14 protein-coding genes are annotated in these 15142 nt (G+C 63.7%); 8 read left to right on the top strand and 6 right to left on the bottom strand.

The features are described 5' to 3' along the window. Positions 1-481: 481 nt before the first annotated feature. The 3 genes from ACZYOF_RS27075 to ACZYOF_RS27065 form a co-directional block, all read right to left on the bottom strand. Positions 482-1048, bottom strand: a complete 567-nt coding sequence (locus ACZYOF_RS27075; RefSeq protein ID WP_463717697.1) for a hypothetical protein — start codon at positions 1046-1048, stop codon at positions 482-484. A gap of 190 nt (positions 1049-1238) precedes the next feature. After that, complete coding sequence (locus tag ACZYOF_RS27070) at positions 1239-1691, bottom strand: DNA polymerase III subunit chi (RefSeq protein ID WP_130581054.1); 453 nt, start codon at positions 1689-1691, stop codon at positions 1239-1241. 6 nt (positions 1692-1697) lie between these two features. Then, on the bottom strand, positions 1698-3200 hold the full coding sequence (locus ACZYOF_RS27065) for a leucyl aminopeptidase (RefSeq protein WP_463717696.1): 1503 nt from the start codon (positions 3198-3200) through the stop codon (positions 1698-1700). A gap of 354 nt (positions 3201-3554) precedes the next feature. Here ACZYOF_RS27065 and lptF point away from each other — a divergent pair, with 354 nt between their 5' ends. The 7 genes from lptF (at position 3555) to ACZYOF_RS27030 (ending at position 12246) form a co-directional block, all read left to right on the top strand. Beyond that, positions 3555-4721 (top strand): LPS export ABC transporter permease LptF, encoded by a 1167-nt coding sequence (gene lptF, locus ACZYOF_RS27060; protein ID WP_130581055.1) that lies wholly within the window; start codon positions 3555-3557, stop codon positions 4719-4721. Continuing rightward, positions 4718-5815, top strand: coding sequence for an LPS export ABC transporter permease LptG (gene lptG / locus ACZYOF_RS27055; protein ID WP_463717695.1), 1098 nt, complete (start codon positions 4718-4720; stop codon positions 5813-5815). Before lptF ends, lptG begins: the two co-directional genes overlap by 4 nt. A 98-nt stretch (positions 5816-5913) precedes the next feature. After that, positions 5914-8295, top strand: a complete 2382-nt coding sequence (locus ACZYOF_RS27050) for an LPS-assembly protein LptD (RefSeq protein WP_282532122.1) — start codon at positions 5914-5916, stop codon at positions 8293-8295. Positions 8296-8366: 71 nt separating this feature from the next. Then, on the top strand, positions 8367-9305 hold the full coding sequence (locus ACZYOF_RS27045; RefSeq protein ID WP_463717694.1) for a SurA N-terminal domain-containing protein: 939 nt from the start codon (positions 8367-8369) through the stop codon (positions 9303-9305). Positions 9306-9307: 2 nt separating this feature from the next. Beyond that, a complete protein-coding gene (gene pdxA / locus ACZYOF_RS27040; protein ID WP_463717698.1) occupies positions 9308-10312 on the top strand; it encodes a 4-hydroxythreonine-4-phosphate dehydrogenase PdxA in 1005 nt (334 codons plus the stop codon). Further along, entirely contained in the window at positions 10309-11175 is an 867-nt protein-coding gene (rsmA, locus tag ACZYOF_RS27035) for a 16S rRNA (adenine(1518)-N(6)/adenine(1519)-N(6))-dimethyltransferase RsmA (protein ID WP_463717693.1), read from the top strand. Before pdxA ends, rsmA begins: the two co-directional genes overlap by 4 nt. 12 nt (positions 11176-11187) lie before the next feature. After that, positions 11188-12246 (top strand): alcohol dehydrogenase, encoded by a 1059-nt coding sequence (locus ACZYOF_RS27030; RefSeq protein ID WP_463717692.1) that lies wholly within the window; start codon positions 11188-11190, stop codon positions 12244-12246. 1 nt (position 12247) lies between these two features. Here ACZYOF_RS27030 and ACZYOF_RS27025 read toward each other — a convergent pair whose 3' ends face one another. Beyond that, positions 12248-12460 (bottom strand): hypothetical protein, encoded by a 213-nt coding sequence (locus ACZYOF_RS27025; RefSeq protein ID WP_463717691.1) that lies wholly within the window; start codon positions 12458-12460, stop codon positions 12248-12250. 96 nt (positions 12461-12556) lie between these two features. On the opposite strand from ACZYOF_RS27025, the gene ACZYOF_RS27020 reads away from it, so the two are divergent. Then, positions 12557-13471, top strand: coding sequence for a hypothetical protein (locus ACZYOF_RS27020; protein ID WP_463717690.1), 915 nt, complete (start codon positions 12557-12559; stop codon positions 13469-13471). Between the two features lie 6 nt (positions 13472-13477). Here the strand turns inward: ACZYOF_RS27020 and gmk are convergent, their stop codons facing one another. Beyond that, entirely contained in the window at positions 13478-14158 is a 681-nt protein-coding gene (gene gmk / locus ACZYOF_RS27015) for a guanylate kinase (RefSeq protein WP_463717689.1), read from the bottom strand. A gap of 3 nt (positions 14159-14161) precedes the next feature. Next, positions 14162-15049 (bottom strand): YicC/YloC family endoribonuclease, encoded by an 888-nt coding sequence (locus ACZYOF_RS27010; protein ID WP_463717688.1) that lies wholly within the window; start codon positions 15047-15049, stop codon positions 14162-14164. Between the last annotated feature and the right edge of the window lie 93 nt (positions 15050-15142).

Raw genomic sequence — 15142 nt, 5'->3', positions numbered from 1 at the left:
AGGCGACGATCGCCAAATCGCCCCAGCCCCACCTCCATCGACATAAGACCGCTCTCCACAAGACTGCCTCCCGCCAGGGAATCAGTCTTCGCCGATCTTCGCAACAAAGATGTGTGCATCAAATAGCCGGTCACCGGGGAGAGCACGAAGGAAGCCGTAACACCATCGCGCAGGGAAAGCCGGAATGCTTCGGTTGAACCTGTGGTCCTACCCCCGTGCTTTTTGTTGCACGGGACCCACGGGTGCAACCAGCACCCGGCTTTCCCTGCGCCCTCTGTCTTCGAGGAGGGTGGAAAGTGAAGCAAAGCTCGGGCGCATCGCGCCGCGAGAATGCAGACTCACACCCCTCGGCTGTTTGAAAATTGAATCATAACTCGCGGCGAAGCTGTAGGGTGGGCAAAGCGTAGCGTGCCCACCATTGCGGGCGGTGCACTTGATGGTGGGCACGCTACGCTTTGCCCACCCTACAAGTTCGCCGGCCTCACGTCGCCGCGTGCTTCTTCGCCTTCGGCTTGCCGGGCTTCGGCTGCGGCGCGGGCACGTCAATGCGCTCGATCGACGACAGGCGGCCGGAGGTGAAGGTGTAGATGCCGGCGCGCGGCCCGTGCGTATAAGTGACGACGGCGACGCGGTCGCCGCGTTCATTTTTGGAGAGACCGACATTGTCGGGCGCGCCGATGCCGCGGACCACATCGCACTCGGTATGTCCCAGCGCGACCGTCCCGGTACTCTGCGGCGGTGGTGCGCCACCGGCGCCGTCCGCGAGCGCATTGGCATTCGCAGGCCCCGCCGGCGCCATGCCCGGGCATCCGCCCTCGGCGCTGACCATGTCCTCAGCGGTGACCGGCTTGGTCGGCGTCAGCGGCGGCGTCTCGATCGAAATGTTGCGGATGAACACCCGGCCAGGCCGCGAGAACCAATCGGCATCCCTCGAGAAAATATCCGAGCCGCCGAAAATATTCGAGCCGCCGGAACAGCCGGAGATGACCGGCGCAAGCAGCAGCAGCAGGGCCGCCAGCGGTTTCCGAATAAGTGTTCCATCTCGCACGATCGATTGGGCTCCCGTCTCTACCCTCTTGTCCCGCCGCGCTTTTTTGCGCGAAGCGATACCCCAAGCCTTACGCGCGGCGCGCGCCTTTGCCCTAAAATGTTTGTCCGAGCATCCCTTTGCGGCATGACCGTGGCTGGGCGTCGACTCCGGGACACAAAGTGCAAATTATCATTAATTCCGCAACCTTCTATTGCCGGCGCTGCCAGCGGCCCCGCTCATCGGTCTGCCAATAGGTCACATCGAATCCGCGCGCCTTGCAGGCAGTCCAGCTCGCGCGCGCCGCCGCCACAGCCTCGGCGTCGTCGCCGTTGAACACCAGCACCAGCCGCTCATAGCTGCCGCTATCTTCGGGCATCGCCGCGTTGTCGACCAGGAAGCGCACATTGGCGCGGTTCGGATTACCGTCGTCGATCGAAAGGATGATCGGCTGATCCGATGCATCGGCGACACGCCAGGTGGCATGCGGCAGGAAGGAATCGTCGCTGTAGGTCCATAAGTGCGCGTCGAGCGCCTCGGCGCGCTCCGGTGACGTCGATTGCACGACCACACGCCAGCCGCGCTCCAGCGATTTCTCGAGCAGCGGCGGCAGCACGCTCTCCAGCGACATGCCCTGCAGATGGTAGAACAGGACCTCGGTCATATCAGGCTATTTCTTGGCCTCGTAGTAGTCCGCGACCAGGCGTTCCAGCAGGCGAACGCCATAGCCCGAGCCCCAGCTCTGGTTGATGTCGGTTTTTGGCGCGCCCATCGCGGTTCCCGCGATATCGAGATGCGCCCAGGGCGTGCCGTCGACGAAACGTTGCAGGAACTGCGCCGCGGTGATCGAGCCGCCATGGCGGCCGCCGGTATTCTTCATGTCGGCGAACTGCGAATCGATCAGCTTGTCGTATTCGGAGCCGAGCGGCATGCGCCACACCCGCTCGCCGGTCTCCTGCCCGACCTTGATGAGCCGATCGGCCAGCTCGTCATTATTGGAGAACAGGCCGGCATGCTCGGTGCCGAGCGCGACCATGATCGCTCCGGTCAGCGTCGCGAGATCAACCATGAACTTCGGCTTGAATTTCTTCGCCACATACCAGAGCACGTCGGCAAGCACGAGCCGGCCCTCGGCGTCGGTGTTGATGATCTCGATGGTCTGGCCCGACATCGACTTGACGATATCGCCGGGACGCTGCGCGTTGCCGTCGGGCATGTTCTCGACAAGGCCGATGGCGCCGACCGCGTTGACCTTGGCTTTGCGCGCGGCCAGCGCATGCATCAGCCCGACCACGCAGGCCGCGCCGCCCATGTCGCCCTTCATGTCCTCCATGCTTCCGGCCGGCTTGATCGAGATACCGCCGGTGTCGAAGCAGACGCCCTTGCCGACGAAAGCCACCGGTTGCTCGCTCTTCTTGCCGCCGTTCCAGCGCATGATCACCACGCGGCCTGGCCGCGCCGAGCCCTGCGCGACGCCGAGCAGCGCGCCCATGCCGAGCTTGGTCATCGCCTTGACGTCGAGCACCTCGACATCGACGCCGATCTTGCGGAGTTGGCTGGCGCGGCGTGCGAACTCCTCCGGATAGAGCACGTTCGGCGGCTCGTTCACGAGGTCGCGCGCAATGACCACGCCCTCGACAATGGAGGCATCAGGCGCAAACGCCTTCCTCGCGGCGGCGACATCGTCGACCGCGATCGAGACGACGGCGCGCACCTGCTCGTTCTCGCCGTCCTTCTTCTTGGTCTTGTAGCGATCGAATTTATAGGCCCGGAGCCGGATACCGGAAGCGATCGCCGCCGCCTGCTCCGCCTTCATCGCGCCCTCGGGCAACTCGGCCATCACTGTGACGGTATCGGTCGCCGCGTTCAGCTTGCCGGCAGCGACGCCACCGAACTTGAGAAAATCCTTCTCCTTCAGCGCCGACGCCTTGCCGGTTCCGACAACGATCAGGCGCTCGACCTTGATTCCCTCCGGCGCCAGGATGTCGAGAATCGCGCCGCTCTTGCCCTTGAACTGGTTGGCCGCGGCCGCCCGCTTGACCGTCTCCGCCGCCTTCCCAAGCGCCTTGTCGGTCGCCGCGCCGAACTTCAGTGCCTCGTCGCAAAACACCACCATCAGGCCCCTGACGGGCGCGGAAAACGGGACAAAGCCGACCTTTACGGCGTCGGACATAGGCAAATTCCTCCAGAATCAGAGTTGTCGCAGGCAGGAGCCGGCTGGCGTGGGTAGTAGGTGGAATGTCGGTTCGCGGCCGTCCAGATCGGTCAGCCCCGGGGTTGATCAACACTATGGCCTGCCAGCCGCCGCACTGCCAAGCGCGGCGTGGCTGGAACGCCACAAAGGGGAATAATTAACCATATGGAAGACGTGCCTTGGCTCAGCCATTTTGTTGACGGATCAAAGGGATGGTAATGAGAGAGTGACGGCTGGACGGATAAGCGGCACGGCCAAAAGGGGAGCCCTTGGAAGGGATTGGTCGGGAAGCCGTGCGTTTTGGCGTGCCAAGTGGAATCTTGCGGTAACGGGATGGGGTCGATTGACAGGTATATTTTCCGCACGACGCTCGCGTCGTTTGCGGTAGTCCTGATCAGCCTCACCGGCGTGATCTGGATTACCCAGGCGTTGCGCGGCATCGACCTGATGACCAGCCAGGGTCAGACCATCATCACCTTCCTCGGCATCACTAGCCTGGTGATTCCGGCACTCGTCCTGATCATCGCGCCGATCGCGCTGATGATCGCGGTCTCGCACACGCTGAACAAGCTCGCGACCGATTCCGAGATCATCGTGATGAACGCCGCGGGCTTTTCGCCATTCCGGCTGTTCCGTCCCTTCTTCTATGCCACCTGCGTGGTCGCCGCGCTGGTCGCCTTCATCGGCGCCTATCTCGCCCCCGACGGCATGCGGCGCATCAAGCAATGGGACGCGGAGATCACCGCCGACGTACTCACCAACATCCTCCAGCCGGGCCGCTTCGCCCAGCTCGACCAGAATCTGACGATTCGGATTCGCGAACGCCTGCCGGGCGGCGTGCTCGGCGGCATCTTTGTCGACGATCGCCGCGATCCCAAGGAGCGCGTCACGATCATCGCCGACCATGGCACGGTGCTGAAGAACGAGAATGGTTCGTATCTGGTGCTGGAGGACGGCAATCTGCAGCGATTCGAAGCCGGCAAGCGCGACCCTGCCCTCGTCGCCTTCGGCCGCTACGCGTTCGACATGTCGAAATTCTCCAACCAGCGCGACGTCACGCTGGGGATTCGCGAGCGATATCTGTGGGAATTGATCTGGCCCGCGGCTGATGATCCGACCTTTGATCAACTATCCGGCCAGTTCCGCGCCGAATTGCACGACCGCTTCATGGCGCCGATCTATCCGTTCGCATTTGCCGCACTCACATTCGCCTTCCTGGGCGCGCCGCGCACGACGCGCCAGAGTCGCAATTTCTCGATCGGCGGCTCGGTTCTCGCGGTGCTTGGCCTGCGCATGGCTGGATTCGCCTGCTCGGTGATGGCGGTGAAATCGTCGCTTGCGGTCGGCGCACAATATCTGATGCTGCTCGCTGGCATCGGCGTCGGGCTCTGGATGATCATCGGCGGCGTGGTGGTGGAACCGCCGCCCGGATTGATCGAGGCCATCAACAAGTCGAATGCGCGGATCGCCCGCCTGTTCGGAAGGCCGGCCACCGCATGAGCATGGTCACCAACACACTCGGGCGCTATTTCGCCGGCCGCTTCGTGATCTCGGCCGTCGGCGTGTTCGTCGGCATCTTCGTGCTGCTCGTCCTCGTCGACTACATCGAGATGGTGCGCAAGACCTCCGGACTGGTCACGGCCTCCGCGATCACGGTCGCCGAGACCTCGCTGTTCCGCGTCCCGCAGCTACTCGAGAAGCTGATGCCGTTCTGCGTGCTGATCGGGGCCATGACCTGCTATCTCGCGCTGTCGCGCCGGCTCGAGCTCGTGGTCGCGCGCGCCGCCGGCGTTTCGGCCTGGCAGTTCATCTCACCCGCACTGGCGAGCGCGATCGTGCTGGGGGTCGCGGCGACCACCGCTTACAATCCTATGTCGGCAAACCTGCGCGAGCTCTCCAAGCAGATGGAAGCTGAGCTGTTCGGCTCGGCGCCCGGCGGCGGCATCCAGGACGCCTCTGGCTTCTGGCTCAACCAGGTCAACAGCGATGGCCAGTCGATCATCAACGCCGCCCGCAGCGAGCAGCAGGGCGTGCGCCTGACCGGGCTGACCGTATTCCGATTCGACACCAGCCTGCAGTTCAAGGAGCGAATCGAAGCTCGCGAGGCCTCGCTCGAAGAGGGCCGCTGGGTGTTCAAAGGAGTACGTCGATACTCCCTCGACAAGCCTCCGATCGACCAGGAGAGCTTCTACCTGGCCACGACGCTGACGCCGGCCCAGGTCCGCAACAGCTTTTCCACCCCGGAAACTGTGTCGTTTTGGCAACTACCGAACTACATCCGCTCGTCGGAGAGCTCGGGCTTCGCGACCGCCGGCTACCGGCTGCAGTATCACAAGCTCATTGCACAGCCGTTTTTGCTGGCTGCGATGGTGCTTTTGGCCGCTTCGGTCAGCTTGCGCTTCTTCCGGTTCGGCGGCGTGCAAAAGATGGTTTTAAGTGGCGTGGGTGCGGGCTTTCTGCTCTACGTGCTTTCGAAAGTAACTGAAGATTTGAGCAAGGCTGAGTTGATGCATCCCATCGCTGCGGCGTGGCTACCCGTGTGCGTGGGCGGCCTCACCGGTTTCTTGGCCTTGCTATATCAGGAGGACGGGTAGTGGCCGTTGTCGCCGCCCGCCAGTTGGAGTCGCCTGCGTTCAGGCGGCGCAGTACCGTGCGCCGTCAGCGGACTCGCTTGGCCGGCTTCCTACTAACCTTGACCGTTGGATTCATTCTTACGGCGACGATCGGCGCTGGCCTGACGACCCCCGCCGCCGCGCAGAGCTTCACCTACAATCCGCGGCCGCCGAAACCGACTCCGGCCCCGCCCCGGAATGACGGGCAGATGCTCGTGCAGGCGACCGAAGTCGATTACGACTACAACAATCAGCGCGTCTCCGCGGTCGGCAACGTGCAGATGTTCTACAACGGCACCAGCGTCGAGGCCGACAAGGTCATCTACGACCAGAAGACCAAGCGTCTGCATGCCGAGGGCAACATCCGCTTCACGGATGCCCAAGGCAAGATCACCTACGCCAACATCATGGATCTCAGCGACGATTACCGGGATGGTTTCGTCGATTCGCTGCGCGTCGACACCGAGGATCAGACGCGCATGGCGGCGACCCGCGCCGACCGCTCCGCTGGCAACTACACGGTGTTCGAGAACGGCGTCTATACGGCCTGCGCGCCGTGTAAGGACGACCCGAAGAAGCCGCCGCTGTGGCAGGTCAAGGGCGCCCGCATCATCCATAACCAGACCGAGAAGATGCTCTATTTCGAGAACGCCCAGCTCGAATTCTTCGGCGTTCCGTTGGCGTACATGCCCTACTTCTCGACTCCGGACCCGACGGTGAAGCGCAAGAGCGGCTTCCTGATGGCGAGCCCCAGCCAGGCGACGGCCTATGGCTACGGCGTCGAGATCCCCTATTATTTCGCGCTCGCCCCCGACTATGACGCGACGTTCAACCCGCGCTTTACGACGCGCCAGGGCGTCCTGTTGCAGGGTGAATTCCGCCAGCGCCTGCTGGACGGCTCCTACTCGATCCGCGCCTATGGCATCGACCAGCTCGACCCCGGCGCCTTCGCCAACCAGCCGGGCGACCGCCAGTTCCGCGGCGGCATCGATACCAGGGGCCAGTTCGCGATCAACGACAAGTGGGTCTGGGGCTGGGACGGCGTACTCCTCTCCGACTACTTCTTCTTCCAGGACTATCGGCTTGGCCAGTACCGGGACCCCTACGCGTCGTTCCTGAGCCTGCCGACGGAAGCGATCTCGCAGCTCTACTTGACCGGCGTCGGCAATCGCAGCTTCTTCGATGCGCGCACGATCTATTACCTGAGCTACTCTGGCAACCAGAGCCAGGTGCCAGTGGTCCATCCGGTGATCGACTATAACAATGTGATCAACAGCCCGATCTTCGGCGGCGAGTTCGGCTACAAGGTGAACTTCACCAGCCTGACGCGCGACCAGGCGGTCTTCGACCCGATCACGACGCTCGCCAACACCGCCGGCCTGTGCACCACGGCATCCGCCGATCCGCTGGCCCGGATGCCCTCGCAGTGCCTGCTGCGCGGCTTCCCCGGCACCTACACGCGCCTGACGGCCGAAGCTCAATGGCGGCGATCGTACACCGACCCGATCGGCCAGATCTGGACACCGTTCGCGATCCTTCGCGCCGACGCGATCGATGCCTCGATCTCGAACCAGCCTGGTGTCTCGAACTTCCTTCCCGTCGGCGAGACGCAGGCGCTGCGCGCGATGCCGACCATCGGCCTTGAATATCGGTACCCGTTCATCAACGTGCAGCCGTGGGGCACCACCACGCTCGAGCCGATGGCGCAGGTCATCATCCGCCCGAACGAGACCTATGCCGGCAAGCTGCCGAACGAGGACGCGCAGAGCCTCGTGTTCGACACCAGCAACCTGTTCTCCGTCGACAAGTTCTCCGGCTACGACCGTGTCGAGGGCGGCGGCCGTGCCAACGTCGGCGTGCAGGCGACCACCCAGTTCGATCGGGGCGGTGCCGTCAAGGTGCTGTTCGGACAGTCCTACCAGTTGTTCGGCCTGAACTCGTTCGCGGTCGCCGATGCGACCAATACCGGCCTCGATTCGGGCCTGCAGCATGCCGCATCCGACTATGTCGGCAGCGTCAGCTATTCGCCCAACCGGACCTACACGTTCAGCGTCCGCTCGCGGATGGACGAGGCGACCTGGAACATCAACCGCTTCGAGGCCGAGGGACGCGCAAACTTCGATCGTTGGTCGGTCAGCCTGCTCTACGGCAACTACGCGGCCCAACCGGAACTCGGCTATCTCACCCGTCGCGAAGGCATCCTGACCAGCGCCTCGGTCAAGGTCGCCTCGAACTGGGTGGTGTCCGGCTCGGCGCGTTGGGACCTTGAAGCGAACAAGATCAACCAGTACGTCATCGGCGCCGGCTATGTGGACGACTGTTTCGTGCTGGCCGCAAACATTGTCAGGTCATACAACTACTCCACCCCCTCGTCGCCGCCAATCCTCAGCACCACGTACATGTTCCAAATCGGGCTGCGGACGATCGCGACGACGACGACGAACAGCGGAAGCGGCTATTAGTAGAGCGTGATCCGCAGCGCCGAAATTCGGTGCGGATCGGTTGATATGGCTGACATGACCATATAGCTGAGATGACCATGACGACCTTACCCCCTCGCCTTTCGGCCCCAGCTCTCGCTTGCGCCATAGCGCTCGCGTCGATGCTCTGCGGCACTTCGCCGCTGAAAGCGCAGACCGTAGCCGTCATGGTCAATGGCGAGCCGATCACCAACTACGACATCGAGCAGCGCACCAAGCTGAACTTCCTGACCACCCACAAGCAGCAGAACCGACAGGAAGTGATCGAGGAACTGATCGACGAAAAGGTGAAAATCAAGGAAGCCAAGAAATTCGGCGTCGATCCGTCCTCCTCCGACATCGAACAATCCTATGGCGCGATGAGCGCGCGGATGCGGATCTCGCCGGAGCAACTGACGAAGTCGCTGGAGAGCCAGGGCATTCGCGCCGACACACTCAAGTCCCGCATCAGGGCCGACATGGTTTGGACCAGCCTCGTGCGTGGCCGCTACAAGGAAAGCCTCCAGGTCGGCGAGAAGGATGTCGCGGCCGCCGCGCAGGAAGGCGGCGAAAAGACCGAGGTCGAAGCCTTCGAATACAAGATGCAGCCGATCGTGCTGATCGTGCCGCGTGGCTCCACGCCGGCATTGATCGAAGCGCGCAAGAAGGAAGCCGAGGGGCTGCGCGAGCGCATCCAGAGCTGCGACGAGGCCAATTCCTATTTCAAGACCATACCCAACGCGGCGATCCGCGACACCGTGACCAAGACTTCCGGCGATATCCCGCCGAGCATTCGCGAGGTGCTCGACAAGACGCCGATCGGCCACCTCACCCCGCCAGAGATCACCAAGCAGGGCGTGGAGATGGTCGTGCTGTGCGGTCGCAAGACCACCATGATCGACTCGCCGAAGAAGAGGGAAATCCGCGAGAAGATGTACGCCCAGAAATATGAGGCGAAATCGAAATCCTATCTGCAGGAAGTCCGCAAAGCGGCCATGATCGAATATCGCTGATGATGTCGAAGCCCCTTGCGCTGACATCCGGCGAACCCGCAGGTATCGGCCCCGACATTGCGCTTGCCGCGTGGTTGCGGCGTGATGAACTGAAGCTTCCGCCGTTTTACCTGCTCGGCGACCGCGATTTCCTCGCTGAGCGCGCGCACCGTCTTGGCCTTGCGGTCGAGCTTGCCGATGCCTCCCCCGAAGAGGCGCTCAGCACGTTCGCGCGAGCCTTGCCTGTCGTTCCGGCCGGCAAGCCGGCGACGGCGCGGCCCGGCACGCCGGATGCGACCAGCGCGGATGCCGCGCTATCCTCGATCCGGCGCGCGGTCGCCGACGTCATGGCCGGCAAGGCCGCCGCTGTCGTCACCAACCCGATCGCCAAGAACGTGCTCTATCGCGCCGGCTTCGGGCACCCCGGTCATACCGAATTCCTGGCCGAGCTCGCGGCCAAGGACGGGGTCGCGCCGCAGCCTGTGATGATGCTGTGGTCGCCCGAACTCGCTGTCGTGCCCGTGACGATCCACCTTTCGCTGCGCGAAGCGCTCGCATTGCTCACGACTGACTTGATCGTCTCGACAGCCCGCATCGTGGTGGCCGACATGAAGGCACGCTTCGGGCTTGCCCGCCCGCGCCTCGCAATGTCGGGCCTCAATCCGCATGCCGGCGAAGACGGTACGCTCGGCACCGAAGATATCGAGATCGTGGCGCCGGCTGTCGAGATTCTGCGCGGCGAAGGTATCGACGTCCGCGGACCGCTGCCGGCGGATACGCTATTCCACAAGGCAGCGCGCGCCACCTATGACTGCGCGATCTGCATGTATCACGACCAGGCGCTGATCCCGATCAAGACCATCGCGTTCGATGACGCGGTCAATGTCACGCTGGGCCTGCCGTTCATCCGGACCTCGCCGGATCACGGCACGGCATTCGACATCGCCGGCACCGGCCGCGCCAATCCGTCGAGCCTGATCGCGGCGCTGCGGCTGGCCGCGAGGATGGCCGCGACAAAGCCTGAATGAGCGCGATCGACGATCTGCCGCCGCTGCGCGACATCATTCGCGAACACTCCTTGTCGGCGCGCAAGTCGCTGGGCCAGAATTTCCTGCTCGACCTCAATCTCACCGCGCGGATCGCCCGCGCCGCAGGTCCGCTTGAGGACTCGACCGTGATCGAGGTCGGCCCCGGCCCAGGCGGATTGACCCGGGCACTGCTCGCGCTTGGCGCAAAGCGCGTGATTGCCATCGAGCGCGACGAGCGGGCGCTGGCTGCGCTCGATTACATCGTCAAGCGATACCCGGGACGGCTCGAGATCGTGCATGCCGACGCGCAGCAATTCGATCCCCGTCCCCTGCTCGATGGCGGCAAGGCAAAGATCGTTGCCAACCTGCCCTACAACATCGCGACCCAGCTTCTGGTCGACTGGCTGTCGATCGAACCCTGGCCGCCCTGGTACGACATGATGGTGCTGATGTTCCAGCGCGAGGTCGCCGAGCGGATCGTCGCGCAGGAGAGCGGCGAGGCCTATGGCCGGCTTGCCGTGCTCGCCAACTGGCGCGCCGAAACAAAGCTCCTGTTCGACATTTCGCCGTCGGCCTTCGTACCGCAGCCGAAGGTCACCTCGTCGCTGGTACGATTGATACCACGCGCCGCGCCAGAGCCTTGCGACCGCCGTGCGCTGGAACAGGTGGCGGCCGCAGCCTTCGGCCAGCGCCGCAAGATGCTGCGCCAGAGCCTGAAGTCGCTTTCGGTCGATCCAGCCCGGCTCGCTGCGGCGGCAAATATCGATACCACCCGCCGCGCCGAAACTATTCCCATCTCCGGCTTTGTTGCCATGGCCCGTGAATTGGCCAATATAAGAAACACAACATCGAACATTGCCTAAGGAGTGAACGCCATGGCGCAAATGGTACGCCAGTCCCTCGTCAAATTTGATGCGCCGTTGTGCGAGACCATCGTCGAGACGCCGAAGCCAGAAGGACGCGAAGTCCTGGTCCGCATCGAGCGTTGCGGGCTCTGCCATTCCGACCTGCACATCCAGGATGGCTACGCCGATCTCGGCTGCGGCAAGAAGCTCGACACAACACGCGGCATGACGCTGCCCTTCACGCTCGGCCACGAAATCGCGGGTGTCGTCGCGGAAGCCGGTCCCGATGTTCCGGCTGACCTGATCGGGAAAAAGAAGGCCGTTTTTCCGTGGATCGGCTGCGGCCAGTGCCGCGATTGCCTGAACGGCGACGAGAACCTCTGCGTCAAGCAGCGTTTCCTGGGCGTGTCCATCGATGGCGGCTTCGCTAGCCATGTGCTGGTGCCCGATGCAAAATACCTGCTCGACTACGATCCGCTGCCGATCAATCAGGCGGCCACGCTGATGTGCTCAGGCATCACCGCCTACGGTGCGCTGAAACGATTGGTGGATCGCCCGCGGAAGCGCAACCTGCTGCTGATCGGCCTCGGCGGCGTCGGCATGATGGGGCTCTCGTTCGCGCAGGCGATGTTCAAGCAACCGATCTCGGTTGCCGACCTCAGCCCGGCCGCGCGCGAGACTGCGCTGCAGAACGGTGCAGCAGTCGCCTACGACCCGGCCGAGCCCGATGTCTTCAAGCGTATCCTGAAAGAGACCGAAGGCGGATTTGACGAAGTCGTCGATTTCGCCGGCAACGAGAAGTCCATGGCGTTCGCAGTCTCCGTGCTGGCGCGCGGCGGCAAGATCGTGGTCTCCGGCCTGATGGGCGGTACTTTCAGCCTGCCGATGGTGCAATGGGTCTACAAGCGCATGACCATCGAGGGCTTCATGGTGGGAACGCTGGCCGAGGCCCAGGAATTGATGGCGCTCGCGCGCGCCGGCAAGATCAAGCCGACGCCGATGCGGGAAGAACCGATGGCCGACGTCCAGAAGTGGATCGACCAGTTGCGCGCGGGCAAGGTCGTCGGACGCATCGTTCTGAAGAACTAGATCACGATATAGGCCAGAACGGCAGCATCGGTCCGAACGGTGCTGCCAACTGGATCACCTTGATCAGCACCGGCCGCATCTCAAGCCGTTCCGGCTCGGGAAGTTTTCGCCAGACCGACTGCTGGGTCGGCCGCTGGACCGCTTCAAAGCAATAGCTGTCGGTGCATCCCCGATGCCCCGATCTGCCGCAATTGAGGCGGCCGGCGAGCCGCAATTAAGCCCCACCCACTCCGGATTTGCGGCGCATTGCCACCCAACTTCCTACCGAGAGTTAGGGGTTAAGAGGTAGCCGGTGTTATCGGGGATGTAGATGTCAAAGCGTACCGCCCAATTCATTTCAGCACTTGTTGCTACGATGCTGGCGGGTGCCAGCTTCACCGCCGGAGCGGAAAACGGTACCGAGAGTGCCGACAGCGCCAAGACTGCCGACAGTTGCCTGTCGGCTCCACAGGGGACGGCGCCTGCAGGAAGCCATTGGTATTATCGCCTTGAGCGCTCCACCAAGCGCAAGTGCTGGTATGTCCGCGAAGGGAGCAGCAAGGCGGCGAAGGCCGCGCCTGTACAGCAGGAATCCCCGCCGCCGGCCGAAGCCGCCAACCCGCCCCAGCCGGCGGCCAGCATCAGCCCGTCGGTCGCAGATGCGCGCGCTGAGCTGACTTCATCGCAGGCGGACACCAAACAGAAGCCCGCCTCCGCCCTCGACAACGCGCCCCCCTCCGTCGGCGCACCCGCCTCCGGCTCGCTGGTTTCGGCACGCTGGCTTGACCAATCGAGCATGGCCGCATCCGGCGGCAGCAAGGTCGCCGCCGCTGATACGGCCGTGAGCCCACAGGAAGAGCCCGAGGCGGCGCCGCAACCCGCGCCGCCGCCGGCACCCGCCGCAACCGCGCATTCGACGGTTGAGAAGCAATCAACCTCGACGCTGTTGTTCATCATGGCAGGCACACTTGCGCTCGCCGGCCTGGTCGGCGGCCTCATCTTCCGACTCAACCGTACGGGCGCACCGCCCTACGAGGTCGACAATGAATGGCGTGCGCCCTGGGACCGCGATCATGCCGAGCGCGCCCCGCAACTGGCCGCCCAGCACAAGGAGAGTTCGCCGCGTCCGGTCGAACCGCCGCGAGCGCCTCGCATCGAAGCGGAACAGCCGCAGCCCTCGTTTGAAGAGACGCAGCGCGAGATCAAGGAAATGCTGGCGCGTCTCGCGAAAAGCGCGACGGCCTGAGCGGGATTACTTCTCGAGCTGGCGCTGCAGGTTGCGCACGAACTCGGTGAGGCCAGTGCGGCGCTCGCGTTTCAGTCGTTCCGCCTTCAGGATCGACTGCACTTCGGCGAAGGCGTGATCGACGTCCTGATTGATGACGATGTAGTCGTACTCGGCCCAATGGCTGAGTTCGTGGGTAGCGCGATTCATCCGCCCGCGAATCACCTCGGTGGAATCCTGCGCGCGGGTGTGCAGGCGCTTCTCGAGATCGGCCGCCGACGGCGGCAGGATGAAGACGCTGACCACGTCGGCGCGCGCCTTCTCGCGCAGTTGCTGGGTGCCCTGCCAGTCGATGTCGAACAGCACATCCTGTCCCGCCGATAGCGCGGCCTCGACCGGTCGGCGCGGCGTGCCGTAGCGGTTGTCGAACACGGTCGCCCATTCGAGCAACTCGCCCTGTGCGACCATCTTCTCGAATTTCGCCTTGTCGACAAAGAAATAGTCGCGGCCCTCGACCTCGCCCGGCCGCATCGGCCGCGTCGTCGCCGACACCGACATTTTCAGGCCGGGCATCCGCTCGATCAACAGCCGCGACAGCGTGGTCTTGCCGGCGCCCGACGGCGACGACAGCACGAACATCAGGCCGCGCCGCTCGACCCCGTCAAACCCTTGAGCCTCTCCTTGGGCCTCACCTTGGGCCGCCGTCATGCCTCACTCCAGATTCTGAACCTGCTCGCGGAACTGCTCGACCACGTTCTTCATCTCGAGCCCGGTATTGGTGAGCTCGATATCGTTCGATTTCGAGCAGCAGGTATTGACCTCGCGATTGAATTCCTGCGCCAGGAAATCCAGCCGGCGCCCGATCGGCCCACCCTTGCCGATCATCTCACGCGCCTGCGCGATGTGGGAAGCGATGCGGTCGAGTTCCTCGCGGATATCGGCCTTGGTCGCGATCAGGATCGCTTCCTGGTTCAGCCGATCCGCATCGAATCGATCGGAGGCCTCCAGCAGCGCCGCGACCTGTTCGGCAAGTCGCGCGCGGATCGCCTCCGGCTTGCGGCCCGGTGCCGCTTCCGCCTTCTTGGCGAGCTGTTCGATCTCGTCCATCCGCTGCATCAGCACTTGCCCGAGCGCCGTACCCTCGCGGCGGCGCATCTCAACCAGATGGGCCAGCGCCTGCTCAAAGGCCAGCGCGGCGGCCTCTCTTGCCGCCTTGTCCTCGGCCTCGTCGCTTTCCGGCTCGACCACCTCGATCACGCCCTTGATGCCGAGCAGCCCGTCAATGCTCGGCGCCACCGCGTCAATCTGCTGCGCCAGTTCGCCCGCGACCTTCACGATCGAGGCCAGCACGTCTTCGTTGATGCGCACCGCCGACACGGCGTTGGCGCGCCTGACATTGAGATTGGCATAGACGGTTCCGCGCGACAGCACTTCGCTCGCGCGCTTCTTCACCACGGCCTCAAGCTCGTCCCAGCCTGGCGGCAGCCGCAGCCGCAAGTCAAAACCCTTGGCATTGACCGACTTCAGTTCCCACTCGAAGGTGTAGGGGCCGCTCGCGCCATGGCTTCGGGCAAAACCGGTCATGCTCGATAGGGCCATCGCATAAAACTTTCTGACAAGAGATGTGAGACTCGCTGGAACGCGTGCGACCTTAGGCCGATTTCCCTGAAAGTGGAATTACGTTCGCGTGCC

This window comes from Bradyrhizobium sp. LeoA1Lang (genome assembly GCF_055413685.1).
Note: the sequence above shows the minus strand (reverse complement) of the source record. Positions and strands in the feature narration are given on the sequence as shown.

Bases quoted from the DNA above. Each gene is read 5' to 3' on its own strand.
- ACZYOF_RS27070 (WP_130581054.1), bottom strand. From the start codon at position 1,691: ATGACCGAGGTCCTGTTCTACCATCTGCAGGGCATGTCGCTGGAGAGC.
- ACZYOF_RS27065 (WP_463717696.1), bottom strand. From the start codon at position 3,200: ATGTCCGACGCCGTAAAGGTCGGCTTTGTCCCGTTTTCCGCGCCCGTC.
- lptF (WP_130581055.1), top strand. From the start codon at position 3,555: ATGGGGTCGATTGACAGGTATATTTTCCGCACGACGCTCGCGTCGTTT.
- lptG (WP_463717695.1), top strand. From the start codon at position 4,718: ATGAGCATGGTCACCAACACACTCGGGCGCTATTTCGCCGGCCGCTTC.
- ACZYOF_RS27045 (WP_463717694.1), top strand. From the start codon at position 8,367: ATGACCATGACGACCTTACCCCCTCGCCTTTCGGCCCCAGCTCTCGCT.
- pdxA (WP_463717698.1), top strand. From the start codon at position 9,308: ATGTCGAAGCCCCTTGCGCTGACATCCGGCGAACCCGCAGGTATCGGC.
- rsmA (WP_463717693.1), top strand. From the start codon at position 10,309: ATGAGCGCGATCGACGATCTGCCGCCGCTGCGCGACATCATTCGCGAA.
- ACZYOF_RS27030 (WP_463717692.1), top strand. From the start codon at position 11,188: ATGGCGCAAATGGTACGCCAGTCCCTCGTCAAATTTGATGCGCCGTTG.
- ACZYOF_RS27020 (WP_463717690.1), top strand. From the start codon at position 12,557: ATGTCAAAGCGTACCGCCCAATTCATTTCAGCACTTGTTGCTACGATG.
- gmk (WP_463717689.1), bottom strand. From the start codon at position 14,158: ATGACGGCGGCCCAAGGTGAGGCCCAAGGAGAGGCTCAAGGGTTTGAC.
- ACZYOF_RS27010 (WP_463717688.1), bottom strand. From the start codon at position 15,049: ATGGCCCTATCGAGCATGACCGGTTTTGCCCGAAGCCATGGCGCGAGC.